The organism is Dasania marina DSM 21967, from assembly GCF_000373485.1.
Classification (GTDB): domain Bacteria; phylum Pseudomonadota; class Gammaproteobacteria; order Pseudomonadales; family Dasaniaceae; genus Dasania; species Dasania marina.
Genome location: NZ_KB891585.1, coordinates 584,712 through 609,922, shown reverse-complemented (window position 1 = coordinate 609,922; position 25,211 = coordinate 584,712). Strand labels below are relative to the sequence as shown.

25 protein-coding genes are annotated in these 25,211 nt (G+C 48.2%); 20 read left to right on the top strand and 5 right to left on the bottom strand.

The genetic code is table 11. The annotated features are described in order from the left end of the window. The first annotated feature begins 228 nt into the window (after positions 1–228). Positions 229–2,904 (top strand): aconitate hydratase AcnA, encoded by a 2,676-nt coding sequence (gene acnA / locus B067_RS0112440; protein ID WP_019530415.1) that lies wholly within the window; start codon positions 229–231, stop codon positions 2,902–2,904. Positions 2,905–3,368: 464 nt separating this feature from the next. Here the strand turns inward: acnA and B067_RS0112435 are convergent, their stop codons facing one another. The 4 genes from B067_RS0112435 to B067_RS0112420 form a co-directional block, all read right to left on the bottom strand. Next, on the bottom strand, positions 3,369–3,776 hold the full coding sequence (locus B067_RS0112435) for a GNAT family N-acetyltransferase (protein WP_019530414.1): 408 nt from the start codon (positions 3,774–3,776) through the stop codon (positions 3,369–3,371). Between the two features lie 101 nt (positions 3,777–3,877). Next, positions 3,878–4,477, bottom strand: a complete 600-nt coding sequence (locus tag B067_RS20390; RefSeq protein ID WP_019530413.1) for a hypothetical protein — start codon at positions 4,475–4,477, stop codon at positions 3,878–3,880. A gap of 99 nt (positions 4,478–4,576) precedes the next feature. Further along, positions 4,577–5,281: a hypothetical protein gene (locus B067_RS0112425; RefSeq protein WP_019530412.1), complete on the bottom strand. Its 705-nt coding sequence runs from the start codon at positions 5,279–5,281 to the stop codon at positions 4,577–4,579. A gap of 795 nt (positions 5,282–6,076) precedes the next feature. Beyond that, on the bottom strand, positions 6,077–7,057 hold the full coding sequence (locus tag B067_RS0112420) for a malate dehydrogenase (protein WP_019530411.1): 981 nt from the start codon (positions 7,055–7,057) through the stop codon (positions 6,077–6,079). A gap of 296 nt (positions 7,058–7,353) precedes the next feature. Here B067_RS0112420 and ttcA point away from each other — a divergent pair, with 296 nt between their 5' ends. The 19 genes from ttcA to fliR all read left to right on the top strand — a co-directional run bounded on the left by ttcA (position 7,354) and on the right by fliR (position 24,206). Next, the gene (gene ttcA / locus B067_RS0112415) at positions 7,354–8,271 is read left to right on the top strand and encodes a tRNA 2-thiocytidine(32) synthetase TtcA (RefSeq protein WP_051083855.1); all 918 of its coding nucleotides are present in this window, start codon (positions 7,354–7,356) and stop codon (positions 8,269–8,271) included. Between the two features lie 122 nt (positions 8,272–8,393). Beyond that, the gene (locus B067_RS0112410; protein ID WP_019530409.1) at positions 8,394–9,239 is read left to right on the top strand and encodes a mechanosensitive ion channel family protein; all 846 of its coding nucleotides are present in this window, start codon (positions 8,394–8,396) and stop codon (positions 9,237–9,239) included. A gap of 342 nt (positions 9,240–9,581) precedes the next feature. Next, positions 9,582–9,971, top strand: a complete 390-nt coding sequence (gene fliE, locus B067_RS0112405; protein ID WP_019530408.1) for a flagellar hook-basal body complex protein FliE — start codon at positions 9,582–9,584, stop codon at positions 9,969–9,971. Positions 9,972–10,047: 76 nt separating this feature from the next. Further along, on the top strand, positions 10,048–11,709 hold the full coding sequence (gene fliF, locus B067_RS0112400; RefSeq protein WP_019530407.1) for a flagellar basal-body MS-ring/collar protein FliF: 1,662 nt from the start codon (positions 10,048–10,050) through the stop codon (positions 11,707–11,709). Continuing rightward, entirely contained in the window at positions 11,702–12,733 is a 1,032-nt protein-coding gene (fliG, locus tag B067_RS0112395) for a flagellar motor switch protein FliG (RefSeq protein WP_019530406.1), read from the top strand. Before fliF ends, fliG begins: the two co-directional genes overlap by 8 nt. Positions 12,734–12,795: 62 nt before the next feature. Continuing rightward, on the top strand, positions 12,796–13,596 hold the full coding sequence (locus B067_RS0112390; RefSeq protein WP_019530405.1) for a FliH/SctL family protein: 801 nt from the start codon (positions 12,796–12,798) through the stop codon (positions 13,594–13,596). Positions 13,597–13,604: 8 nt separating this feature from the next. Further along, entirely contained in the window at positions 13,605–14,981 is a 1,377-nt protein-coding gene (gene fliI, locus B067_RS0112385) for a flagellar protein export ATPase FliI (RefSeq protein WP_019530404.1), read from the top strand. A 2-nt stretch (positions 14,982–14,983) separates the two neighbouring features. Continuing rightward, positions 14,984–15,433 carry a flagellar export protein FliJ gene (fliJ, locus tag B067_RS0112380; protein ID WP_019530403.1) on the top strand — a complete coding sequence of 150 codons (450 nt, stop codon included), beginning with the start codon at positions 14,984–14,986 and terminating at the stop codon, positions 15,431–15,433. 132 nt (positions 15,434–15,565) lie between these two features. Beyond that, complete coding sequence (locus tag B067_RS0112370; protein ID WP_019530401.1) at positions 15,566–15,871, top strand: STAS domain-containing protein; 306 nt, start codon at positions 15,566–15,568, stop codon at positions 15,869–15,871. Positions 15,872–15,907: 36 nt separating this feature from the next. After that, a complete protein-coding gene (locus B067_RS0112365; protein ID WP_019530400.1) occupies positions 15,908–17,623 on the top strand; it encodes a fused response regulator/phosphatase in 1,716 nt (571 codons plus the stop codon). 29 nt (positions 17,624–17,652) lie between these two features. Beyond that, a complete protein-coding gene (locus tag B067_RS0112360) occupies positions 17,653–17,988 on the top strand; it encodes an Hpt domain-containing protein (protein ID WP_019530399.1) in 336 nt (111 codons plus the stop codon). A gap of 114 nt (positions 17,989–18,102) precedes the next feature. After that, positions 18,103–19,524, top strand: a complete 1,422-nt coding sequence (locus tag B067_RS0112355) for a flagellar hook-length control protein FliK (protein ID WP_019530398.1) — start codon at positions 18,103–18,105, stop codon at positions 19,522–19,524. Positions 19,525–19,752: 228 nt separating this feature from the next. Continuing rightward, positions 19,753–20,310 (top strand): flagellar basal body-associated FliL family protein, encoded by a 558-nt coding sequence (locus B067_RS0112350; RefSeq protein ID WP_019530397.1) that lies wholly within the window; start codon positions 19,753–19,755, stop codon positions 20,308–20,310. Positions 20,311–20,356: 46 nt separating this feature from the next. Then, positions 20,357–21,328, top strand: a complete 972-nt coding sequence (fliM, locus tag B067_RS0112345; RefSeq protein ID WP_019530396.1) for a flagellar motor switch protein FliM — start codon at positions 20,357–20,359, stop codon at positions 21,326–21,328. 61 nt (positions 21,329–21,389) lie between these two features. Beyond that, on the top strand, positions 21,390–21,842 hold the full coding sequence (gene fliN / locus B067_RS0112340; RefSeq protein ID WP_019530395.1) for a flagellar motor switch protein FliN: 453 nt from the start codon (positions 21,390–21,392) through the stop codon (positions 21,840–21,842). Between the two features lie 5 nt (positions 21,843–21,847). Next, positions 21,848–22,330, top strand: coding sequence for a flagellar biosynthetic protein FliO (gene fliO / locus B067_RS20385; RefSeq protein ID WP_019530394.1), 483 nt, complete (start codon positions 21,848–21,850; stop codon positions 22,328–22,330). After that, positions 22,327–23,142 carry a flagellar type III secretion system pore protein FliP gene (gene fliP / locus B067_RS0112330; protein ID WP_019530393.1) on the top strand — a complete coding sequence of 272 codons (816 nt, stop codon included), beginning with the start codon at positions 22,327–22,329 and terminating at the stop codon, positions 23,140–23,142. Before fliO ends, fliP begins: the two co-directional genes overlap by 4 nt. Before the next feature lie 9 nt (positions 23,143–23,151). Further along, a complete protein-coding gene (fliQ, locus tag B067_RS0112325) occupies positions 23,152–23,421 on the top strand; it encodes a flagellar biosynthesis protein FliQ (RefSeq protein WP_019530392.1) in 270 nt (89 codons plus the stop codon). A gap of 5 nt (positions 23,422–23,426) precedes the next feature. Next, a complete protein-coding gene (fliR, locus tag B067_RS0112320) occupies positions 23,427–24,206 on the top strand; it encodes a flagellar biosynthetic protein FliR (protein ID WP_019530391.1) in 780 nt (259 codons plus the stop codon). A gap of 15 nt (positions 24,207–24,221) precedes the next feature. Here the strand turns inward: fliR and B067_RS0112315 are convergent, their stop codons facing one another. Then, complete coding sequence (locus B067_RS0112315) at positions 24,222–24,908, bottom strand: substrate-binding periplasmic protein (RefSeq protein WP_019530390.1); 687 nt, start codon at positions 24,906–24,908, stop codon at positions 24,222–24,224. Between the last annotated feature and the right edge of the window lie 303 nt (positions 24,909–25,211).

Genomic DNA, 25,211 nt, shown 5'->3' with positions numbered 1-25,211 from the left:
TGTGTGGTGTTTTGCGTCATTTTACTAATCAAAATATGTTTGATTCATGAGTTATGGCCCATAGTTTATAGCTCATAGGTGCTTGAATCGATGAGTCAACATTGGCGACTAGAGAGTTGATTTTTACTATAGAAGGGCTAGTGTGACTCTTTAATACTGTGAATAGTGTACGCTCAAGAGAGCAAGGTTAGTTTTATTGTTTAACCCCCAGGTTTATGGAAGTCAACTATGTCTCAATCATCAAATACCTTTAACACCCTAAATACGTTGCAAGTTAACGGTAAAAGCTACGCTTATTATGCGATTAATGGTGGTGAGTTAGCCGCCAAGGCCGGGGTCAGCAGGCTGCCTATTAGCACTAAGATTTTACTGGAAAACCTGTTGCGTCACGAAGATGGCCTAGTTTGCAGCCGCGATGATATTGAGGCCTTGGCTGCCAGTGCCGGCAAGGGTAGCGACCAAGAGGTCGCCTATCACCCCGCACGAGTTTTAATGCAAGATTTTACCGGCGTCCCCGCCGTGGTTGATCTGGCGGCGATGCGCGATGCGCTGGTGAAGCAGGGCCTAGATCCTCAAAAAATAAACCCCTTATCGCCGGTAGATTTAGTAATAGACCACTCGGTAAGCATAGACAAATTTGCCACCGCATCCGCCTTTGACGAAAACGTTGCTATAGAGATGCAGCGTAATGGCGAGCGCTATGAGTTTTTAAAATGGGGCCAAGGGGCCTTTGACAACTTTAGGGTAGTGCCACCCGGCACCGGTATATGCCATCAGGTTAACCTGGAGTATTTAGCCAAAACCGTGTGGTCGCACAGTGACGGCGATCAGCTGTTTGCCTACCCCGATACACTGGTAGGCACTGACAGCCACACCACCATGATTAACGGACTGGGCGTGTTGGGCTGGGGCGTTGGCGGCATAGAGGCGGAAGCGGCGATGCTAGGCCAGCCTATCTCTATGTTAATCCCCGATGTGGTCGGTTTTGAATTAACCGGCAAATTGCAGGAAGGCATCACCGCTACCGATTTGGTGTTAAGAGTGGTAGAAATGCTGCGGGCGCATGGCGTGGTGGGTAAGTTTGTCGAGTTTTATGGTGCCGGCCTAGACCATTTACCACTGGCCGATCGCGCCACCATAGCCAATATGTCTCCGGAGTATGGGGCCACCTGTGGTTTCTTCCCCGTAGATCAACAAACCATTAACTACCTGCGCTTAAGTGGCCGTGACGAAGACACCATTGCTTTAGTCGAAGCCTATAGCAAAGCGCAGGGCATGTGGCGCGACGAAAACTATCAAGTAGCCGATTTTTCCGCCACGTTGCAGCTAGATATGAGCACGGTTGAAGCGAACTTGGCCGGGCCCAAACGGCCACAAGATCGCGTTGCAGTACGCAATTTAAATAAAGCGATTGATGATTTTATTGATCTGCAAGGTAAGCACGATCAACTCGATACCGCATTTGCTTTGGCCGGTAGCGACGAGGCCATGCATCACGGCGACGTGGTAATTGCCGCCATCACCTCTTGCACCAACACATCTAACCCCTCAGTGATGATAGGCGCAGGTTTAGTTGCCCAAAAAGCCTTGGCCAAAGGCTTACAGAGAAAGCCCTGGGTAAAATCTTCATTAGCACCGGGTTCAAAAGTGGTGACCGATTATTTAGGAAAAGCGGGGCTGCAAACATCACTCAACGATTTGGGTTTTAATTTAGTGGGCTATGGCTGCACCACCTGCATAGGCAACTCTGGGCCCTTGGATAGCGCCGTAGCCGACACTATCAAAAATAACGACCTAGTGGTGTCATCAGTATTGTCGGGCAACCGAAATTTTGAAGGCCGTATACATCCGCTGGTACAGGCCAACTGGTTGGCGTCACCGCCATTGGTAGTGGCCTATGCCTTAGCGGGCACCACCCGTATAGATTTAAGCACCGAGCCCCTAGGCACCGACACTAACGGCGAGCCGGTATACTTACGCGACATCTGGCCCACTAACCAGGAAATTGCCGACTTGGTACTTACCGTTAGCAGTTCTATGTTTACCTCGGAATACGCAGAGGTCTTTAAAGGTGATGACAGCTGGCGCGCAATAGAGACCAGCCGCAGTGCTGCCTATAACTTCTCCCCTGATTCCACCTATATACAATTACCGCCGTTTTTTGAGCCGCAGTATGCAGGTAACCAAAGCAATATTTTACAAGCGCCGATGCTGGCGATGCTGGGTGACTCCATAACCACCGACCACATCTCGCCCGCCGGTTCTATACCCTTAGATAGCCCCGCCGCACAGTATTTGCGTGACAATAGTGTGGCCGACAGCGACTTCAACTCCTATGGCTCGCGCCGCGGTAACCACGAAGTGATGATGCGCGGCACATTCGGCAATATACGCATACGCAATGAAATGACCCCGCAGATCGAAGGCGGCTATACTCGCCTAAGCGGCAGCACCGAGCCCATGTTTATTTACGATGCGGCCATGGACTACCAAGCCAAAGGTGTGGCCACAGTAGTCGTTGCCGGTAAAGAATACGGCACCGGCTCCAGCCGCGATTGGGCCGCTAAGGGCACCTTGTTGCTAGGTGCCAAGGCCGTGATAGTGGAAAGCTTTGAGCGCATCCATAGGTCAAATCTGGTGGGCATGGGTGTATTACCCTTGCAGTTTATGCCCGGCGAAGGGCGTAAAACTTTTGCACTCACCGGTGATGAGCGTTTTGATATTTTGGGTTTAGATCAAGCGGTACAGCCTAGCCAGGTGGTTAGTGCGGTGATTCATTATGCGGATGGTAAGCAGCGAGATATTCAGTTGCAGTTGCGGTTAGATACGGCGGTTGAGGTTGAGTATTACCGGGCTGGTGGTGTGTTGCGGTATGTTTTGAATCGGATTGTGGCGGAGGGATGAGGTCTATTTAGATTTCACTCATCTGGCTATGCCAGTGAGTGCTGGGATATTGAATAATGTCTTTGTCTTGTCATACCCAAGGCACTCCTTTCAGTCGCGGGGCAGGCTCTGCCGGCGAAGGCCGGTATCCAGTTTTTTTGGTTTTTTGTATTTATTTTTTTGGTTATCGTAGTAAGTTGATTGCTGGGTTCCGCCCAGCTGGGCGGGTTCATTTTCTTTGTTTGCCCAAAGAAAACGGAACCAAAAGAAAGGGCACCCCTAGTCCGTCGCCCTTCGGGTTCCCTGTGCTACTCACAATTTAACGGCCGCTGCGGAACTCGCACAAAAACGATACTCAATCGTTTTTGCACTCAGACAGTCCTCGCTACTTCGTGCCGTAAAATTCCTCCGTTGCTCGGCGACTCCCAAGGGGAATCTGGGTGCTTCGTAGATGGTTTTGTTAGAAGCGTGGTTGCCGCTACGACTTAATGTTCATCGCCTGCGTAAATCCACATAGGTTCTGTTTTACCTGCGCGCTCAAAACCTAAGGCCTTATAAAAATTAATGGCGTCGCCATCGGCGGTTAGCATTTGCTGATGAAATTCAGAGTATATACTCTGCATAGCCGCCATCATTTTTTTACCTATGCCTTTACCATGGTACTCAGGGTGAACCAGCATATGAGGGTAGTAAACAACCAAGTGGCCATCAGATATAGCATTGCCTATGCCTATCAATCGACCATTTAGTCTAGCTGTTACCAGTGTGTGAGAGTTGCGTAGTGCGGGTAACAGTTTTTCAGGCTTGTTGGCGGATGACCATTCGTTAGCTTGGTATAGGTCGATAACCTCTTGTTCGGTGATGCTGTCGTTGGTGGTTATTTTTATTTCCATGATGTGCGTTGGTCCGTGATTAGAAGGTCGCTGTCAGCTTGCTGGGGAAGGCTGGAACGAAATGCAAAGTTTCATCTGACCCCAATTACCCGCCAATTACCTTAGGCGCTTGGCTCAAATAGCCGGTGATATGCTTTTTCAACTTCTGGACTATCATTAAGCTCTCTGTCTCCATATGCGTCAGTTATTGCTTGCAAAGCCATAGACTTTTGTCGCTCCCTATTTTGCTCTTTAATAGATGGGAACATGACTTCAGTTGCTGCCAGAATATCAGCCAGTGCCTCATGAGCTACTTTGTCGATATTTATCGACAAGTACCATAGCTGATAGACCTGTAACTCGACCGGTGACTTCTTATTTAGACGAATATAATCTTCAACAGAAAGGAAAATTATATGGTCATTTTCTAAATCGCTGAAGCCTTCAAGCACAGAGTCTGGATCACGATCCGCGTGTTTGAAGAAATTTCTATAAGGGCTATTAATTAGATCTTTCTTTAACTCACTCCCAGTGGTTATATTCTCTCTGGTTTCATCGGAAAGGCTATCGATGCCTTCTTTGGTGCATAAGGCATCTATGACTTCCCAAGCATTAGTTGCCAAACTATACACCGACACAGGCTCCCCCCCTCTAAGAAATAATTCAATAGCGGTGATTAATTGCCGTTGGGCTGCCTCAATTTTCGTTATTTTCTCAGTCATTCGATTGGGTGCCTAACGCTCGCAGCTGCGGAAGCAGGGAGCTTCTAGGAGCAAAGCGACGTCCCTGTGTTCCGTCAGCCTGCGCTTGTTATGTATTATTTATTTTATAAACCGATCTAATGTTCTTATACATTTAGCCAAGTTGTTGCCATATATTTCATTTGTTTCAAGTGAACCACCACTTACCAAGCTAACAACTTTTCCATCTTCTCCAATAATTGGAGCACCGCTACACCCTTGAAAGAAGTCATGCCCTGGATGATCTTCTGGCATTTTAAAATAGTGTAGATCATTTTCAGTCCGATCGTATTCTAAACCATGATAAATGTGATGATCTGTTATAAATGCATTTTGGTCTGGAATAAGCTCTGGCCTAATATCGCCTGAAAAACCATATTTTGTTAGTTTATTAGGCTCGCCAATATCAGCTGTACTGAGAACAGGTCTTTCTGTAATTTCTAAAGTATCTCCTCGCCAATCTCTATTATGGAAATAACACTTAAAGTCAGGCCTTACAGGGTGAAAAGAAAATTCAACATCTTTGATAGATTTCTTGTCGGAACTAAAATCACCAATAAAACTAAATTCATTTAAAAAGAGGACTTCTATTTGTTGAATATCTTCATTGAACTTTATTTGAGCGCACCAATCTGATGATTTCTCTGCAACATGAAAAACTGTAATCAAGAATCGTTGTTGTTTAAAATCTAATAGACAGCCTGAACCTATACCACAGGGCGCGCCTTGTTCATCCAGTTTTCTTAACTGTACGCTGGAATATTTAATTAAATTTTGCCAATTCATTAGATTTCTCTGGAAAGTGCCAAAACTCTAGTTACGACGTTGATACATAACAGTTTTATTAACGAGAATGGCCAGATTTAAACTTTATGCCTAGAGCTATACACAAAGCCTATATCCGTACATCAATACATAAATATACACAGGTTCAAACACCAGTGCCTATCTGTTTTCTTGTAAATTATTCACGGTTCTAACACTTTGGCACTTACCCTCTACGAAGCACCCAGATTCCCCTTGGGAGTCGCCGAGCAACGGAGGAATTTAACGGCACGAAGTAGCGAGGACTGTTTAAGCCTTTTGAAGATTGAGTATCTTCAAAAGGTGAGTTCCGCAGCGGCCGTTAAATTGTGATTCAAATACGCAAAGCGTATTTTCACCCTTCGGGCGCCATGATAAAGCTGGCGTCCAAATTCCGCCCTAGGCGAAATTTGTGAGTAGCGCAGGCTTACTTGTCAATAACAGGAGCGTAGCCGACGACGACAAATTGGCAGGATAGCCAATTTGCACAGCACGAAGTGCTGCCTTTAGGTGAGGCACATGGATGTGCCGAATGAAGTAGGGGTGCCCTTATCGCCCGGCAAGGCGAAACCTCGCTCGAATAACAAATTATTAATTAAGAAAAGCACTGGATACCGGCGTTCGCCGGCATGACAGGGTAGTAGGTTCTGGATACCGGTATGCACCGGTAGAGCCCCGCGACTGAAAGGAGTGTCTAGAGAAGTCGGTGCGATTCAGCCATAAAAAAACCCAGCTAAAAAGCTGGGTTTCTAAAACTAACCAACTACCTATCAACCATTAAGGTAATAAGTGGCTCACTGCATCGCGCTCTTCAGTTAACTCTTGCTCAGTCGCTTTCATGCGCGCTTGGCTAAATTCGCTAACCTCTAAACCGGCAACAATTTCCCAATCGCCATTTTTACAGCGACAAGGGAATGAGTAAATCAAACCTTTGGCTATGCCGTAAGAACCGTCAGAGTAAACGCCCATGCTTACCCAATCGTCGCCGTCTGTGCCTAGGGCCCAGCTGCGTACGTGGTCTATAGCGGCGTTAGCAGCTGAGGCAGCAGATGATGCGCCACGTGCCTTGATGATGGCAGCACCACGTTGGGCAACGGTGGGGATGTAGTCGTTTTCGTACCAGTCTTGCTCAACCAACTCTAGTGCGGGGGTACCGGCAACTTTAGCTGTAGAAAGATCAGGGTATTGTGTGGCTGAGTGGTTGCCCCACACGGTCATGTTTTTTACGTCAGAAACGTCTTTGCCAGTTTTTTGGGCAAGCTGTGACTTGGCGCGGTTGTGATCCAAACGCATCATGGCGGTGAAGTTGCGTGGGTCTATGCTAGGCGCATTGCGTTGGGTAATTAACGCGTTAGTGTTGGCGGGGTTGCCCACGACCAATACTTTGATGTCTTTGCTGGCGTTGTCGTTAATCGCCTTGCCTTGTACCGAGAAGATGGCAGCGTTGGCTTCTAGTAAGTCTTTACGCTCCATGCCTGGGCCACGTGGGCGTGCGCCAACTAATAGGGCGTAATCACTGTCTTTAAAACCTAGGTTCGGATCGTCTGTGCATACTACGCCAGCTAATAATGGAAAGGCGCAGTCGTCTAGTTCCATTTTTACGCCTTCTAGGGCGCCTAATGCTGGGGTGATGTCTAGCAGCTGAAGAATAACGGGCTGGTCGTTGCCTAGCATCGCGCCTGAGGCAATGCGGAAAAGTAGGGCATAGCCGATTTGGCCAGCTGCACCGGTAACGGTAACGCGAACAGGTTGTTTCATTATGATGATTCCTATGTGTTGCAAGTAAAGTGTTGCAATGAGCGTTGGTATGGCAACGGCAGAGGGTGGCTCTGGCTGCCGCGTCTTTCTGACGCAAAGGCCTTTTAAGGCGGGCTAATTCTAGTGATTTGGCCCTTAAATTGCCAGTTTCTAGGCTGTGATGGCGACAAATAAAGGGGTAATTCTGGCTAAAAACGATTAAAATGCGCGCCATTCTAGCTATCCTATGATTTATTGACTCAGCAACAGGCCGTGGTTTTATTGTGCAACAGCTTTCTACTCCATTAGTTACCGACATTCCCCTAGCGGGCCAACCCTCAACCGAAGAGGCGGCCAAGCTTAAAAAACAGACGCTGGAATTTAATAAGCTGCAAAAGCGCCTGCGCCGACAAATGGGCGAGGCGATAGCGGATTACAGCATGATCACCGAGGGCGATGTGGTGATGGCCTGTATTAGCGGCGGTAAAGATTCCTTCGCGATGTTGGAGATATTGATCAACCTGCAAAAGGCCGCACCGGTTAATTTTGAGGTGATAGCGGTCAATTTGGATCAAAAGCAGCCAGGTTTCCCCGAGCATATACTGCCCGCCTATTTTGAAAAGATAGGGGTGCCCTATTACATTGTTGATAAAGACACCTACAGCGTGGTGAAAGAGAAAGTAGCCGAGGGCAAAACCACCTGTGGCCTGTGCTCACGGCTGCGTCGTGGCACCCTGTATAGCTTTGCTGAAAGCATAGGGGCTACCAAAATTGCCCTGGGCCACCATATGGACGATATGGTAGAAACCTTATTTTTAAATATGTTTTACGGTGGCCGCATGAAGGCTATGCCGCCCAAGCTGCGCTCCGATGACCAGCGCAATGTGGTGATACGGCCGCTGGCCTATTGCCGCGAGAAAGACTTAATTAAGTTTTCCGACGCTAAAAAATTCCCCATCATCCCCTGTAATTTATGCGGCTCGCAAGAGAACCTGCAAAGGCAAAACATTAAAGCCATGTTACAAGGTTGGGATAAACAGCAGTCGGGTAGGGTAGAGAGTATATTTCGCTCCACCCAGCATATTAGCCCCAGCCAATTGGCCGATAAAAACCTATTTGATTTTGAGCAGCTACCCTTAGATAGAAGCAGCGATAAAGCCGAGTATGCCTTTACCGAGGCCACAGTATCGTCGTCGGGTAATGGTGTGCAAATGGTGGATGTGCTTAATTTGTAGTCGTGGATGTAGCTGTTGTATGGCCGTGGTGAAAAGTTTGTATTCGACAATCAGTAACTCGGCTATAACGCTGTTTAGTCGCTAGTTAATAGCAATATAAAAGCAATAAAAAGGGTGCCATCATGGAACAGAACCTAAGCAAAGAGTTAGAGCAAGCCACCGCTATTTATAAGATGGTGATTGAGTTTTTTGTTAATTACAGTTTTCAAATACTGGGTGCCATTATTGTTATGTTGCTGGGCTTTTGGTTGGCCCGCAAAGTCAGTAATTGGGTATTGTCACTACTAGAGAAAAAACAATTCGACGTTACCCTTAGCCATTTTATTGCTGCTGGCGTTAAGGTGTTAATTATCGTTATGGTGGCGCTGGTTGCCCTAGGTAAAGTGGGTATTAGTGTTACACCATTTTTAGCGTTGTTAGGCGCTGCTTCTTTAGGTGTGGGCTTGGCCATGCAGGGCATGCTGTCTAATTACAGTGCGGGCTTTAATATTATTATTACCCGCCCCTTTGTGGTGGGAGATACCATTAGGGTGCAAGGTGTTACTGGCCAAGTTGAAGAAGTGCGTTTGGCCTATACCTTATTGGTGGATGAAGATGGCGTGCGCATTAGCATACCCAATAAACATATTATTGGTGAGATCTTACATAACTCACAGCTAAGTACCTTGGCGGAAGTAACCATAGGCATTGCCTACCACGAAGACCCAGGGCAGGCCATAAGCTACATAGAGCAAGCCATCAATGCTTTAGAGGGCTTAGACAATAACAAGCCCTCGCAGGTGGGTATAGCTAGCTTTGGCGATAGCAGTATTAACTTGGGCATACGTATATGGCTGCCCACCCAGCAATATTATCAACAGCTATACCAGGTTAATCAGGCCGTTTTTGCGGCCTTAAAAAACAATGGGGTGGCTATACCTTTCCCGCAACGGGAAGTGCGTTTGTTGGGTGATCAAGCGGCTAGCTAAGCGCCGCTATTAAGCTACCTGCTAAAGTAAGGTGCCTCCCCAGCCATGCTTTTATGGCTGGGCACTGTCATGCCTATTGCCCTATTAGCGGTGTTTAGCGATGGCTATCTTCGTGTTGAAACGTCTCTCAAAGCCTAAGTGCCGCAGCATCGCTTTCCCTACTCTGAGAATTGGCCCATTTTGTGCAACCCCTACTGCTAACAAGAAGCGGGCTGCATCACAGTCAAATTACTGTCTTATATCCTGCCTCTACATCTAAATACGCTAGCTTAACCGTAATGGTTAGATTGAATGTCAGTTCTTTGACAGTTAATAGCGAGTGTTAAGTAAAGGGGAAGTCCGGTGAATGTAGGTCGTACAGATATCAATAGCTTACTCAGCCAAATGCGTGAAATGAAGGCGGCTACCATGCCAGCAGGAATGCCTGCAGGCGGCCCCGCCGATATGCAGGGGCCACAGGGTGTGCAGCAAGCGCTCAATGGCCGCATAGAAAAGGCCGATAGTGCCTCGCCCAGTTTTTCCACCATGTTTAAGGGTGCGATAGACGGCGTTAACCAAACCCAGAAAACCGCTGGTAGCCTGCAAGCAGCCTATGAGCAGGGTGCACCTGGTGTGAGTTTGTCGCAGGTGATGATCGCTTCGCAAAAATCGTCAGTAGCCTTTGATGCCATGACGCAGGTGCGCAACAAGGTAGTTGAAGCCTATAAAGATGTGATGAATATGCCGGTGTAGCGGTGTATTGCAGTTATCCATTAAGTCTATAAAGCGATTTATAGAGATATATAGCGAAATTTAAAGAGATAATAAAATGGCAGCAGAAGGCTCGTCACAACCACAAAGCCAGGTGTTTGATGGTTTTGGCGGTTTAAATCTTATCCGGCAGTTAGGCCTAATGATAGGCTTGGCCGCCAGTGTGGCGATAGGTTTTGCGGTGGTGCTGTGGTCGCAGGGTGAAGACTATAAGCCCCTGTATGCCAATTTGGATCGTATGGACCCCAGCGCGGTACTTTCTATATTAGATAGCAACCAAATTGTTTATAAGGTCGATGAAAACAACGGCGCGTTAATGGTGGCCTCCAATCAAATTCACGATGCGCGGCTAAAGCTAGCGGGTGAGGGGATCTCTGTCGATGGTAGTTTTGGTTTTGAGCTTATGGACAAAGAGCGTCCCTTGGGCACCAGCCAGTTTATGGAGAACGCCCGCTTTAAGCGCAGCTTAGAGGGTGAGCTAGCCCGTACCATTACCAGCATACGTCAGGTTAGAGCCGCCCGTGTGCATTTGGCCATACCCAAGACCTCGGCCTTTGTGCGCGATTCCCGCAAACCGACGGCCTCCGTGTTTATCGATTTGTACAGTGGCGCGGGTATTAACTCGCCACAGGTACGCGCCATCGCCAACTTGGTGGCATCCAGTATCCCCGAGTTAGCGCTACAGGATGTCACTGTGGTCGATCAACGCGGTAACTTGCTGTCCAACTTTGAAACCGACGAAAAAATGATCGCCGCCAACCGTCAAATGGAGTACACCAAAGAGGTGGAGCAGCGCTATATCAACCGCATTCACTCCATCTTGGTGCGTATCTTGGGTGAGGGTAAATTCAGAGCCGAAGTGAGCGCCGATGTCGATTTTACCGAGGTAGAGCAGGCCGAGGAGCAGTTTAACCCCGACTTGCCCGCTATACGCAGTGAGCAAACCCTAAAAGAAGGCCGCAATGTAGGCTCAATCGGTGGTGTGCCAGGGGCGTTGAGCAATCAGCCCCCTGCAGATGGCGCCGCCCCCGAAAATGCCACCGCCCAAGATCAAGGTGGCGAGGGTGGCAGTAGCGGTAGAGTGCAGGCTACCCGCAACTACGAGCTGGATCGCACGGTGAGTTATACCCGTCATCAAACCGGTAAGGTGCGTAGGCTCAGTGTAGCGGTAGTGGTCGATAATGTAGTTAAAAAAGACCCCACCACCGGTGCCATGAACTCAGTGTCTATGCCGCAAGAGGAGCTGGACAGTCTTTCAGGCTTAGTGCGCGATGCAGTAGGGTTTGACGCTGCGCGTGGTGATAGCGTCAATATTATCAATGCTGAATTTGTGACCTTGCCAGAGCCCGAAGTGGAATTAATAGAGGAAGTGCCCCTGTGGCAGCAGCCAGAAATACTAAACTTGGCTAAAAAAATATTGGGCGGCATATTCGTCATGGTGATTATTTTCGGGGTGTTGCGGCCGGTTATGCGCAACCTAACCGATACCTCTAAGGAAATGCGCGAGTTAGAGGCGCAGGAGGCACTAAATGACTTATCCGCCGATTTAGGTGCTGACTTAGCGGATGAAACCGTTACTTTATCCGGTGGCGATAGTATGCTGCTAACGGGTCCCGGGCAGGGTTATGCGCAGCAGCTTAATGCGGTTAAAGGCTTAATTGCTGAAGACCCCGGGAGAGTCGCACAAGTGGTTAAACAATGGGTGAACAGCGGTGAGTGATAACGATACAGCAGCGGGCGGCGCTGATAAAATTAACATCACCAAGCTCAATCAAGCGGCTATTTTATTGATGTCGTTGGGGGAGAAAGAGGCCGCCGAAGTGCTTAAGCATTTAGGGCCCAAAGAGGTGCAGCGCATAGGTACCGCCATGACGGGCTTAGAAAACGTGCCGCAATCCCACGTCGAAACCGTAATGAATAATTTCCTACACGAGGCGCGTACCTTAACCGGCCTAGGTGTGGGCTCCGATGGCTATATACGCAATATGCTAGTAGAGGCCCTAGGTGATGATAAGGCCAACTCGCTAGTCGATAGAATTTTATTAGGTGGTAATACCACCGGCCTAGATACCTTAAAGTGGATGGATGCTCGCGCCGTGGCCGATATTATTCGCCACGAACATCCGCAGATACAGGCCATAGTCGTGTCTTACCTCGATGGCGACCAAGCCGCCGATGTGCTTTCTAACTTACAAGATAAAGTGCGCCTAGACATCGTTATGCGGGTAGCCGCCTTAGATTCGGTACAGCCTACCGCTTTGCAAGAGCTTAACGACATATTAGAGAAACAATTCTCTGGCAGCGCCGGTTCGCAAACTAAAGAAATGGGTGGTATCAAAGTCGCCGCCGAAATCATGAACAACCTAGACAGCTCTATAGAGTCTGAATTAATGGACTCCATACGCGAAGTGGACGAGGATTTGGGCACTCAAATTCAAGACCTTATGTTTGTGTTCGACAACCTCAAAGGGGTGGACGACCGCGGTATTCAGGCATTGTTGCGAGAAGTGTCTTCCGATGTGCTTATCTTGGCGCTCAAAGGGTCCGACGACGAGCTGCAAGAACATATCTTTGGCAATATGTCTAAGCGTGCCGCCGAATTGTTGCGCGACGATCTCGAAGCCAAGGGCCCGGTCAAACTCAGCGAAGTGGAAGGTGCGCAAAAAGAAATCCTGGTTATTGCCCGTCGCATGGCCGATGCTGGCGAAATTGTACTGGGTGGCAGCGGCGAAGAAATGCTGTAAGCACAAGGCTGCCCTGGCTGCTTATAGCTAGGGCATGGTATTAAGCTGTATTAGGTTGATTGATGAAAAACACTGATCGTATCCCCGCTATTCAATCGCTAGGCTATAAGCGTTGGCAGTTGCCCGAGGTGAACGAGGGGCAAATCATACACGCCGAAAAAACCAGGCGCGATGTCGCCCGCGGCGAAGCCCCCAGCATCGATAAAAACCTAGTGGTTTACAGTAAAGTGACCGTGGGCCAAATCGAAGAGATTAGCCAGCGCATCAAGCAGGACATAAAGCACGAGGCCTACCAAGAGGGTTTGCAGCAGGGTTTGGATAAAGGCTATAAAGCGGGCCTGCAAAAAGGCCAAAACCAAATACAGCAACACCTCACTAGCTTGCAGGCCTTGATTAGCCAGCTCAATGACGCCCTACAACAGCAGGATAACGCCGTGGAGCAGGTGCTGGCAGAGTTGGCTACTGGGGTGGCAGAATCGATAGTGCGGCGTGAGTTAATCCTAGATGGCAGCCATATACAGGCTGTGATACATGACGCGATAGCCGCCATTGATGCCAAGGCGCAGAAAGTCGATATTTACTTAAGCCCGCAAGATTATAAGTTTGTCACCACCATGGGGCAGGTAGAGCCACAATGGCAATTACACACTGACGCGACGTTAAGCGTGGGAGGCTGCCGGGTGAGCAATCAATACAGCGCGGCTGACTACAGCACTGAGCAGCAATTTCAGCAAACCGTAAGCCAGTTAGTGGATAGCCGCTATGCCGAGCTAGGTAGGCAGTCAGCTGCCAGCGATACCACTACCAACGATGCCATCCCCAGCGATATAGCCCCCAATGATACTAGCCCGGATGAGGGATAAAGCGCCTTATGTCTCGCCCTCTATTTAGCCAGCGTTTGCAGCAATACCAGCCCTCGAAAGCGGCACTTAGCAAACCGCAAGTGTCGGGTCGTTTGGTGCGGGTTGTGGGTATGACCCTAGAAGTGATGGGTCTGCAACTGCCCATAGGCCACCGCTGTGTAGTGATTAACAGCGAGCAGCACCAGGTAGAGGCCGAGGTGGTGGGCTTTGCCGAACACAAAATATTCCTTATGCCTATACAGCAATCCTCCGGCTTTACCCCTGGTGCGCGAGTGCTGGCGATAGACTATCAAGACAGAGTACCGGTAGGCCCCGAACTATTGGGCCGGGTAATCGACGGTGCAGGCCGTCCTTTAGACGGCAAAGGGCCGCTCAATAACAGCGGCTTTATTCCCATGAAGGGTGAAGCCATTAACCCGCTAGCCAGAAAACCCATTAGTGATACGCTGGATGTGGGTATTAAAGCTATCAACGCCGTGCTCAGCGTGGGCAGGGGTCAACGTATAGGTTTGTTTGCCGGCTCGGGGGTGGGTAAGAGTGTGTTGCTAGGCATGATGACCAAATTTACCGAGGCCGACATTGTTATTGTTGGCTTAGTGGGGGAGCGGGGCCGTGAGGTTAAAGAATTTATCGAGCATACCCTGGATGAAGAAGGTATGCGCCGGGCGATAGTGGTGGCAGCCCCCGCCGATGAAGCGCCGTTAATGCGTATGCGGGCCGCCTCTTTAGCCACGCGCTTAGCGGAGTATTACCGCGATCAAGGCAAACATGTATTACTGCTAATGGACTCCCTAACCCGTTATGCCCAAGCCCAGCGTGAAATCGCCCTCTCTATAGGCGAGCCGCCAGCCACTAAGGGTTATCCGCCCTCGGTGTTTTCTATGCTGCCCAAGTTGGTGGAGCGGGCCGGTAATAATGCCGATGGCAGCGGTTCAGTGACTGCGTTTTATACGGTATTAACCGAGGGTGATGATTTGCAAGATCCGGTCGCCGATGCCTCCCGGGCGATACTTGATGGTCATATCGTACTGTCTCGGGCCATTGCCGATGAGGGGCATTACCCTGCCATTGATATAGAGGGTTCAATTAGCCGAGCCATGCAAAACATCGTCACCGAAAAGCAGCTGAAACAGGCCCAGCGCCTGCGCTTTTTATACTCGCGCTATCAGCAAAGCCGCGACTTAATCAGTGTTGGCGCCTATGTGGCCGGCAGTGACCCTGAAACCGACTTGGCCATAGAGAAATTGCCGGCTATTAAAACCTTCTTACAGCAAGGTTTAAACGAGTCCTTTGATGTGGAGAGTAGTTTTCAGCTACTCAATACACTACTGGCAACGGCGGTGCAGCAACAGCCCGATCAATTACCCGCGGTTAATGGCCGTTAACTATGGCTAAAAAACCCTCACAGCGCTTACAAGTGGTATTAAAGCTAGCCCATATTAAACAGCAGCAAGCGGCCGATAAACTGGCCCAGGCTAGCGCTGCATTACAGCGTAACCGCAGCCAAGGCGAGCAACTGCAAACCTACCAGGGCGAATATAATCGCCATTTTCACAGCTTTGAACAACAGCCTGTCAGCAGCCAGCAAATGCGTAATTATCAGCGTTTCTATAATAGTTTAGAAGAGGCGGTATACACCCAAGCGCAGCGCAGCGCAGTGTCAGAAACCCAATACGAACATCATAGGCTGAATTGGCAAAAAGCCTATGCCAGCGAAAAAAACATGGAAAAACTAGTCCTTAGAAAGCAGCAGCAAGAAACCAAAACGGAAGATGTGAAATCACAGCGTGAATTGGATGACCGTGGCCGCAGTAAAGATTTACAGCAGGGTGATTAAGCTTTAAACAAGATAGAGCTAGGCATTAAAAAATATATAGTTATAGCTGGTATTCGTATTTCGCTGCGCTATAGTCATCTAAGATAAATATAATCTTATAAACTTCAATATGTAGCTTAGAGAGGCGTATTAATGGCAATAACATCGGTTATATCAGCAGATGGAAATGAATTGACTATCGGTGTTGAAGGGCGCTTTGACTTTGGTTCGCATCAGGATTTTCGTCGTGCCTATGAAGGCCAACCCAGCCAAGTTGCACGCTATATCGTTGACTTGCAAGAAACCACTTATTTAGACAGCTCGGCCTTGGGTATGCTGTTATTACTTAAGGACTATGCCGGTGGTGATGACGCCGATATCTCGGTTATCAACTGCAATGACGATGTCCAAAAAATATTAGCTATTTCCAATTTCGATCAACTGTTTACCATTCAATAAGCGCCTAATTAGAGCCGTGCGCTCTTTTTATTATTAATGGATACGCTGGCAGTTATTAAAATTTTGGTTGTCGATGACAACCCTACCGATAGATTGGTGTTAGAAACCATTCTGCGCAAGCAGGGCCATACTGTGGTGTCAGCGGATAATGGCCTAGATGCCTTAACGGTATTTCAGCAACAACAGCCCGACCTGATTTTATTAGATGCACTCATGCCTGGCATGGATGGCTTCGAAGTGGCCGAACGCATCAAAAGTCAGGTGGGTGAAGACTTCATTCCCATTATTTTTCTTACCTCCTTACAAGATGCTGGCTCATTAGCGCGCTGTTTAGATGCGGGCGGCGATGATTTTATCAGCAAGCCTTATAATAGTGTGATTCTGCAGGCAAAAATCAATGCCTTCAGCCGCATGCGGACGATGAACCGCACCTTACTGACCAACCGCGACCAAATATCCCTGCATAACCGTACGCTTATTCGTGAGCAAGAAATAGCCAAACGGGTGTTTGATAAAGTGGCTCACGCCGGTTGTTTAGATGCTAGCAATATCAAACACTCGCTATCAGCGGTATCTGTTTTTAACGGTGACGTGGCCTTAGCGGGGGTTAATGCGCTGGGCAATTTGATGGTTTTTCTAGGTGACTTTACTGGCCATGGTTTAAATGCTGCGTTGGGGGCTATGCCCTTGGCACAAACTTTTTATAGCATGTTGGAAAAGGGTTTTAGTCACAAAGATATATTGGTAGAAATTAATAAAAAATTAAATGAAGTGCTGCCAGTTGGTGTTTTTTGCTGCGGCTTATTGGCAGAAATAAACTTTCACGAGCGCACTGTAAAAGTGTGGAATGGCGGCTTGCCCGACGGCATCATCTATAAGCCCGAGAGTGGTGAATTGGTAGCGCTTACCTCGCAGCATCTGCCCTTGGGGGTGCTGGCTGCTGCGGATTTTAATGGCCGTGCAGAGCTTTATGATGTGCGAGTGGGCGATAAGCTGTATTTATGGTCAGACGGCATACTGGAGGCTGAAAATAGCCAGGGCAAGCAATTTGGCGAACAGCGTTTATACGAGGTGTTTAAGGCCAACACCATACCTGATAATTTATTTGCCGAAGTAAACTGGGCGGTAAATCAATTTATAGGTGCCACTGAGCATGTAGATGACATTTCCGTGATGGAAATTACTCAGGTAACACCAGAGAACTTTAAGGGCTCGCAGCCGCCGGTACTGGAGCAAGAGGTCTCAGGCCCCAATAACTGGACTATGAGTTATGTGCTTAACCCTGAAACGCTGCGCGCGTTTAATCCGCTGCCACTAATGCTTAACTTTATTATGCAAGTGCCCATGTTGCGTGTTTTTAGCGGTCAGATTTATATTGTGTTAACAGAGCTTTTTAATAATGCTTTAGATCACGGTATTCTTAAGCTAGAGTCCGTGGTTAAAAACTCCACCGAAGGTTTTAGCCGCTACTACCAAATCCGAGAAGCGTTATTGCAAGACTTACAAGCGGGCAGCATACGTTTTGAATTACACTATCAGGGCACGCGCAAGGGCGGTTCTTTGACGGTAGAGGTGATTGATAGTGGTGAGGGCTTTGATTACTCGCGCTTAGGTTTGGGTGGCAAAGGTGTGTACAGTGGTCGTGGAGTCTACTTGGTTGCCAAGCTTTGCACTGAGCTAGAGTATAGAGGCCGGGGTAATGAAGTGAGAGCCGTGTATACCTGGGGGGAAGCGGCCACCAGTTCGGCATAGTAATGATTAACAAAAAGTAAGGGTACAACATGGTATTGGAACATATAGATATGGAAGCGTTGGCGGCGCTGCGAGAGGTTATGGGCGCAGAGTTTGCACATTTAGTCGAAACCTTTATCAATGACAGTGACACACGGATAAACAGTATTAAAGAGACTGTTAATGCTGCTGATGCTGAAGCTATACGTAGGGCTGCCCACAGTTTAAAAGGCAGTGCCAGTAACATGGGAGCAGTGAATTTAACCGACCTGTGTCGCCGCTTAGAAGCTTTGGCCGGTGAGGCTGAGCTAGCCGATAGTCAGAGTTTGCTTGCGCAAATCACCGCTGAGTACGCGATAGTGCGTGAAAGATTACAGGCGCTGTAAAAACACTTTTTAAACATCCAGTAAAAGACTGGGTAAGAAGTAAATTCTAATAAAACTTGGCATTTAAACTGCATTATTTCCCCTTAGTGATATTACCTAGTACTGGGGATTAAAATGGATACAGCTAGTCAATTACTGTTAGGGCAAACACGTGCAGCCACTGCTGCGGCTAGTGATCGCGCTGCCAATAGTGGTGTAGGTGCCAAAACTGCGGCGGCGAATGCCTCGTCAGCCCAGAGCCACAGCCAACCTGACAATATTGATCAGCCTTTTGCCCAGCATATGGCCAATGCTACCCAGCCTGCTACTCAGGCTGTTAGCGCCGTCAACAAATCCTCCGGTACCGCCACTCCCCACTTTGATTTTAGCCAAGAGGCGCTGCTGGCTGAGGCCGATAGCGGCAATGGCTTGCAGTTTGCCGGTGAGTTATTGCCAGGCCTATTGCCACAATCTATGGCTGGCTGGAGTGTGTCGGGGCAGCAGGCAGGCGCTAGCGAGGCCAATAATGCAGCCGCTGGCTCACAGGGGTTGCCTGTGGATTTAGAGCAGCAAATAGCCTGGCAAACACCGGCGGGAATTAATGCTCAGGCTGGCACTGTACAGGGGACGTTAGCCGCAGGTAGTGACGCGTTAGCGCCATTGTCACAGCAAAGCGCCCAAGCACAGGGTATGGTGACTATTATGGATAATTTCAAACAGCAGCGTGCCGGCGCTGGGTTGGCCGATCCGCAGGCTCTCGCTGAACAATGGCTGGACCCTGATGCGCTGACAACGATGAGCACACAGTCAAAAACCAGTTTAGGGCAATTTAGCGGTGGCCAAGCTATACCGGGTTTAGGGCTGGCTGAAGGCCAGCTTACCGGTCCGGGCGGCGGTTTGAATGCATTAAATCAAGGCTTGCAGCAGAGCTCGGGGCAAAACACTGAGGCGTTATTGGCGGCCAATGCCGCTGCATTGTCCATAGCGGCTGAGCCAGATAGTGCCGCAGCCGATAAATTAGCTGCCAGCCTGTTAACCGCTACCGCTACTTCGACAACGTCCTACCCGAAAGTTGATGGGGGGGCGAGTTACGCGCAAGCTGCCAGCGCTAGCTTTCAAACCAGTGTTTCTACGTCAGTCATGGCGCAGGGCTGGGGTGATACTGTGATGCAAAGAGTGATGTGGATGAGCTCCCAGCAAATTCACAGTGCCGAAATCCAGTTAGACCCGCCAGAACTGGGTTCCTTGATGGTGAAAATCAATACCAGCCAAGAGCAAACCACGGTTAATTTTATCAGCCCGCATGCGGCGGTGCGTGATGCCCTAGATCAAAACCTACCGAAACTGCGTGAGCTTATGGCTGAGCAGGGGGTGGATATGGTCGATGTCGATGTCTCTGAGCACCCTGGCCATGATAAGGCCGAGCAGGGCGATGATGGCGGCGAAGGCGCGCAGGCAGGTTTGCTGGCGCAACAAGGTGATGAGGCGATGACTAATGATCAGCCTGGCACCCAGCCGCAGTTACAAGACATAGGCTTGATTAACGCCTATGTCTAAGCGTTTCCGCTGAAACTGGGTAAAATCTAACCGTATTATGCTGTGGGCAATGATTTTGCACTAAATTAGCCCACAGCCCTCCTTATTTCTAGTTAGCTGCATTACACTTCCCTCTGTTGGCAATATTCACGGCTTAGGCCAAATATTGCGCTAAGCAATTGTTTTTTAAAAAAATAAAAACTGTTCTAAGGCTGGCATAGCTTTTGCTGCCAGAGGATAGAGCGTTCAATGCGGCGGAAAAATGGCATGGCAGAAGAAGAGAGTGAAGTAGCGGAAGACGCAACGGCGGCGAAAGGCGGTAAGGGCAAGATTATTGTACTTATTGTTGCCGTATTAGTGCTAATAGCAGGCTCGGTAGGGGTAACGCTGTTCTTCTTGGGCTTTTTTGATCCACCTCCACCCACCGAAGAAGAGCTGGCAGCAGCGGCTGCTGAGGCTGGGGTAGAAGCGCCTAAGGGCAAGATTAGCGCGATGTATTTTCCGATTCAGCCGCCTTTTGTGGTCAATTTTCAATCCCGTGGTAGGCAGCGATTTTTACAAACCGACGTCACTATTATGACTCGTGATCCGGAAGTGTTTGCCACCATACAAAAGCATTTACCGTTAATAAAAAACCGTTTAGTGATGATTTTAGGTGGTGGCGCTTACCAAGAGCTACAAACTAATGAAGGCAAAGAACTGATGCGACAACAGGCGATGCAAGGTGTGCAGGCGGTTATCACAGAAGAAACAGGCAAAGAAGACGGCGTAGAACAAGTGTTGTTTACTAATTTTGTGATGCAATAACAGGTATACCGAATGAACAATTGGCTAATTGCGGTAGAGGGCTAACGTGCAGGACTTACTGTCACAAGAAGAAATTGATGCCCTATTACACGGTGTGGATGGCGGCGACGTTGAAACCGAAGAGGAGGTCGACTTTGACGAGGCGCGTTCCTACGATTTAACCAGCCAAGATCGCATCGTGCGTGGGCGCATGCCCACCTTGGAAATGGTTAACGAGCGTTTCGCCCGTTACACCCGCATCAGCCTATTTAATTTATTGCGCCGCACCGCCGATGTGGCAGTGGGCGGCATACAAATACAAAAGTTTGGCGAATACGTACACACCCTGTATGTACCCACCAGTTTAAACATGGTTAAGCTGCGCCCGCTGAGAGGCACCGGCCTGATTATTTTTGACGCTAAGCTGGTGTTTAAATTAGTGGATAATTTTTTTGGCGGCGATGGTAGGCACGCCAAGATTGAAGGCCGTGAGTTTACCCCCACCGAATTGCGTGTAGTAGAAATGGTATTGCGCGATGCTTTTGTCGACTTACAAGAAGCTTGGAAAGCGGTTTTTCCGGTGCAGTTTGAATTTGTTAACGCCGAAGTTAACCCGTCTATGGCCAATATCGTTAGCCCCAGCGAAGTGGTGGTGGTGAGTACCTTCCACGTAGAGCTGGATGGCGGTGGCGGTGATATGCATATTACGCTGCCATACTCCATGATAGAGCCTATACGTGAAACCTTAGATGCCGGTTTGCAAACGGACGTTGATGATGTCGATGACCGCTGGGTTAATTCACTGCGCGAGGACGTGATGGGTGCTGCGGTTACGCTGAATGGCACTATTGCGAAAAAAACGGTATCGCTGCGCGATATATTAGATTTACAAGAGGGCGATGTTATACCGGTAGACATCCCCGATAAAATGATACTGTTTGCCAATGATGTACCGGTGTTTAATACCAAGCTAGGTGTGTCCAAAGGCAATATGGCCTTACAAATAATTGATAAGGTTGATCGTAAATCCTTGTCTTAATAACCTTGTCTGAATAACAAAGTTTTAGCGCACTCAGGTGCACAGGTAGTGGAGCGTTACTATGAGCGATGATGAAGATGTCAACCAAGAAGATATGGCCGATGATTGGGCTGCCGCGATGTCCGAACAGGGGGTTGAGGCCGATCAAGACGATATCGATGCTTTGTTATCGGGCGCGCAGGACGATAGCCCACCTGCCGCTGAACCTGCGCCTATGGAAGAGCTCACCGACACCTCGGTAGCCAGTGGCGAAGCGCCCGACTTGGATGTGATTTTAGATATACCGGTGCGGATTTCTATGGAAGTGGGTAATACCCAAATCAGCATACGTAACTTATTGCAGCTTAATCAAGGTTCGGTTATCGAAATGGATAGGCTGGCCGGCGAGCCGCTGGATGTCTTGGTTAACGGCACGCTAATCGCCCATGGAGAAGTGGTAGTGGTGAATGAAAAATTTGGGATACGCATGACCGATGTCATAAGCCCCTCAGAACGCATCAAAAAACTGCGGTAAGCTTTATGAATAATATGCTGTGTGGATACCTGCAAAAAACACACGGGCTACTAATAGCCCTGCTATTGATGTCCGCTGCAAGCTGGGCAGCAGAGCCTATTAAGTCGCCACTCAGCACTATTAAACATAGCGAGGCCATAGCGACCTCCAGCCCCTTAACTGTATTGTTAGGTTTGTTAGTGGTAGTGGGCTTGATATTTTTTTTAGCCTGGCTAATCAAACATTTTAATAAAACGGGCTTTATGGCCAATCAGCATATGAAAGTGGTCTCCACTTTGTCCTTGGGCACGCGCGAAAAAGCGATGCTAATAGAGGTGGGTGATAAGCAAATTTTAATCGGCGTGGCGCCGGGCAGTATCAATGCACTGCATGTATTTGATGAAAAAGTTGTCATCACTGATGCCGAACAGCCCCATGACTTTGCCAATAAATTAAAACAGTTTATTCATAAACAACAAAAGCCCAGCACTGAGAGCCCAAAACCATGAGTTGTTGTTGTCGCTGGTTTGGTCTGATCCTATTATTGTGCTTTACACTGTCTGCGCAGGCACAAACTAGCGGCGCGGCTAGCTCTATCAACTCCGCTGCTGGCGCACTAACTCAAGCTGTCAGCCAATCTTCAGGCGGCATACCCGCCGTTAAGCTCACCACCAATGCCGATGGTAGTCAGGAATACACAGTAACTCTGCAAATTCTGGCACTGATGACGGTGCTGACCTTATTGCCGTCATTTTTAATTATGATGACCTCTTTTACTCGTATTATTATTGTGTTTGCCATCTTGCGACAGGCGCTGGGTTTACAAAGTTCGCCTTCATCACAAGTCTTATTAGGGCTAACGGTATTCCTTACTATTTTTATTATGATGCCGGTGTTTGATGAGGTGAATAATGTGGCGGTGCAGCCTTATCTCAATGAGCAGATTACCTCGGTGCAGGCTTTAGAGTCCGGGTCTCGGCCGTTTCATTATTTTATGATGTCACAAACCCGTGAGTCAGATTTAGATTTATTTATGCGTATCTCAAAAACAGAGCCGGTTAATACCCCAGAAGAGGTGCCGTTTTTTGTGTTGGCGCCGGCCTTTGTTACCAGCGAATTAAAAACCGCTTTTCAAATTGGTTTTTTATTGTTTATTCCCTTTCTCATCATCGATATGGTGGTGGCCAGTGTGTTGATGGCCATGGGTATGATGATGTTGTCACCGGTTATTATTTCGTTGCCCTTTAAGATTATGCTGTTTGTGATGGTGGATGGTTGGGCGATGATTATCGGCACCCTCGCTGCTAGCTTTGGTATTTAGGGTGCTGTTATGACGCCTGAAGTTGCCTTAGATATTTTTAGAGAAGCTATTTTTATTATTATGCTGATGGTGGCCATGATGGTTATCCCTAGCTTGTTGGTGGGCTTGGTGGTGAGTATGTTTCAAGCCGCCACCCAAATTAATGAACAAACTCTCAGTTTTCTACCCCGTTTATTAGTCACTTTAACCTCTCTGGTCATTGCTGGCCCCTGGCTGCTTAATAAGGTAATGGATTTTTTCATCCGCCTGTTAGAGTCCATACCTAGTTTAATCGGTTAGAGCCTATGATAGAGCTTACTGCTGAGCAAATAGGTGGATGGGTGGGGCAATACCTGTGGCCGTTATTTCGTATTAGCGGTTTTTTTATGATGGCGCCCATAGTGGGCAGCCAGCTGGTGCCAGCGCGCATACGTTTAATGCTGTCACTATTAATGACCCTAGTCTTGGCACCTATTTTACCGGCTATGCCCGCCATTGATGCTGTCAGTCTAAATTCATTTTTTATTACCGTGCAGCAAGTGTTGATTGGTGTGGCCATGGCTATGGCTTTACAAATGTTAATGCAGGTTTTTATTTTAGCCGGGCAAATGATAGCGATGCAAATGGGCCTGGGCTTTGCTTCTATGGTAGACCCGAGTAACGGTATTAGCGTTACCGTGGTCAGCCAGTTTCACCTGATGTTGGCGACGTTATTGTTTGTTGCGGTGGGTGGTCACTTGGCCATGATAGAAGTGTTGGCCGAAAGTTTTGTGGTATTACCTGTAGGTGCAGGGTTTATTAGTAACAATGCATTATGGAGTATCATGGGCTGGTTTAGTTGGATGTTTGCCGCGGGCGTGTTAATCGCGTTGCCGGCGGTGACTTCGTTAATGATTGTTAACTCTGCCTTAGGTGTTATTACGCGCTCAGCGCCGCAGTTTAATATTATGACCATAGGCTTTCCGTTTATGGTAATCCTAGGCTTGGCTATTATCTGGGCGTCTATGGGTAATTATTTGCCTCACTTTGAACACTTTACTCGTGAGGCTTTAGATATGATGGCTGGAGTGGTCGCTATACGCTAATAGGGTCTCTCCACCTTATTGCTGTAGATAGCGATTAATTATGGCCTGTAGTTTTCCTTCGCTTTGCAGCTGCGCCAAGCTGTTATTAAATTTTTCTAGTAATTCTAGGTTAGTGGATTTTTTACTCATCAGCACATGTACGTCAGCGGCATAGATGGTATAGGGGTGGATTTCTATTTTATCGGATAGGCCCATATCTCGAAGTATCTGGCTGCCAGAAATAGCATCGGCCACATAGCCATCGATACGATTTTTCACTAGTTTTTTCGGATTGATAGATTCTTTACTAACTACCTGGGTGAGTTTCTTAAATTCAGGGCTCCCCATCATCTTTGCAAATGCATCACCGTTATAAACGCCACGGGTTAAGCCTAATTTAAACTTTGCACTTACCATGTCTTGCAGTTGGTTAATGGCAAAGTTTTCGCTAGTGCCTTTGCGCACAAATAAGGCGCGAGTTTCCTGCCTGTAGGGAAGGGTGAATTGACCCCACTGCTTTCTTTCTTCGGTAATCGAGGCGCCAGAGACTAAGTCGTTGCTACCTTCTTTGGTGTCGTTGAGCAGTCGCTTCCAAGGCATATTTTTTAACTGTAATTGGCAGTTCATGTTTTCCAATATGCTACTCACTAACTCTATATCTAGGCCGGTTATTTCGCCGCTTGTATTCTTGTAGGCGTAAGGTTGCCATTCTTCCCAGCCCATACTTAGGTTGCAGCTGTGAGCCTGTAAAGGTAGGCAGCAACACAGTATGAGTAAAGTTGGGAGGCTGCAATGTTTGAAACAAGAAAACATAGGCATAGCTTAGGCTCTTTAAATATATTATTAGGCTTAAGCATATAAGTAATTGACCTATGTGAAAGCGGTTTTTACAAATTATTACAAATTAATGGTTTAGGTCGCTGCGAGGTACCGCTAACTCCATTAATAGGCATATAGGCACAAGTCTTGCTCTAACCCTGTAATACGGCGTAGCTGCGTGTTTTTTTGACGCGGGCTGCTAAATAG

What these genes read in the sequence shown, in the direction of transcription:
- acnA (WP_019530415.1), top strand. Translation starts at nt 229, where the DNA reads ATGTCTCAATCATCAAATACCTTTAACACCCTAAATACGTTGCAAGTT.
- B067_RS0112435 (WP_019530414.1), bottom strand. Translation starts at nt 3,776, where the DNA reads ATGGAAATAAAAATAACCACCAACGACAGCATCACCGAACAAGAGGTT.
- B067_RS20390 (WP_019530413.1), bottom strand. Translation starts at nt 4,477, where the DNA reads ATGACTGAGAAAATAACGAAAATTGAGGCAGCCCAACGGCAATTAATC.
- B067_RS0112425 (WP_019530412.1), bottom strand. Translation starts at nt 5,281, where the DNA reads ATGAATTGGCAAAATTTAATTAAATATTCCAGCGTACAGTTAAGAAAA.
- B067_RS0112420 (WP_019530411.1), bottom strand. Translation starts at nt 7,057, where the DNA reads ATGAAACAACCTGTTCGCGTTACCGTTACCGGTGCAGCTGGCCAAATC.
- B067_RS0112410 (WP_019530409.1), top strand. Translation starts at nt 8,394, where the DNA reads ATGGAACAGAACCTAAGCAAAGAGTTAGAGCAAGCCACCGCTATTTAT.
- fliF (WP_019530407.1), top strand. Translation starts at nt 10,048, where the DNA reads ATGGCAGCAGAAGGCTCGTCACAACCACAAAGCCAGGTGTTTGATGGT.
- B067_RS0112390 (WP_019530405.1), top strand. Translation starts at nt 12,796, where the DNA reads ATGAAAAACACTGATCGTATCCCCGCTATTCAATCGCTAGGCTATAAG.
- fliI (WP_019530404.1), top strand. Translation starts at nt 13,605, where the DNA reads ATGTCTCGCCCTCTATTTAGCCAGCGTTTGCAGCAATACCAGCCCTCG.
- fliJ (WP_019530403.1), top strand. Translation starts at nt 14,984, where the DNA reads ATGGCTAAAAAACCCTCACAGCGCTTACAAGTGGTATTAAAGCTAGCC.
- B067_RS0112370 (WP_019530401.1), top strand. Translation starts at nt 15,566, where the DNA reads ATGGCAATAACATCGGTTATATCAGCAGATGGAAATGAATTGACTATC.
- B067_RS0112365 (WP_019530400.1), top strand. Translation starts at nt 15,908, where the DNA reads ATGGATACGCTGGCAGTTATTAAAATTTTGGTTGTCGATGACAACCCT.
- B067_RS0112360 (WP_019530399.1), top strand. Translation starts at nt 17,653, where the DNA reads ATGGTATTGGAACATATAGATATGGAAGCGTTGGCGGCGCTGCGAGAG.
- B067_RS0112355 (WP_019530398.1), top strand. Translation starts at nt 18,103, where the DNA reads ATGGATACAGCTAGTCAATTACTGTTAGGGCAAACACGTGCAGCCACT.
- B067_RS0112350 (WP_019530397.1), top strand. Translation starts at nt 19,753, where the DNA reads ATGCGGCGGAAAAATGGCATGGCAGAAGAAGAGAGTGAAGTAGCGGAA.
- fliN (WP_019530395.1), top strand. Translation starts at nt 21,390, where the DNA reads ATGAGCGATGATGAAGATGTCAACCAAGAAGATATGGCCGATGATTGG.
- fliO (WP_019530394.1), top strand. Translation starts at nt 21,848, where the DNA reads ATGAATAATATGCTGTGTGGATACCTGCAAAAAACACACGGGCTACTA.
- fliP (WP_019530393.1), top strand. Translation starts at nt 22,327, where the DNA reads ATGAGTTGTTGTTGTCGCTGGTTTGGTCTGATCCTATTATTGTGCTTT.
- fliQ (WP_019530392.1), top strand. Translation starts at nt 23,152, where the DNA reads ATGACGCCTGAAGTTGCCTTAGATATTTTTAGAGAAGCTATTTTTATT.
- fliR (WP_019530391.1), top strand. Translation starts at nt 23,427, where the DNA reads ATGATAGAGCTTACTGCTGAGCAAATAGGTGGATGGGTGGGGCAATAC.
- B067_RS0112315 (WP_019530390.1), bottom strand. Translation starts at nt 24,908, where the DNA reads ATGGGCTGGGAAGAATGGCAACCTTACGCCTACAAGAATACAAGCGGC.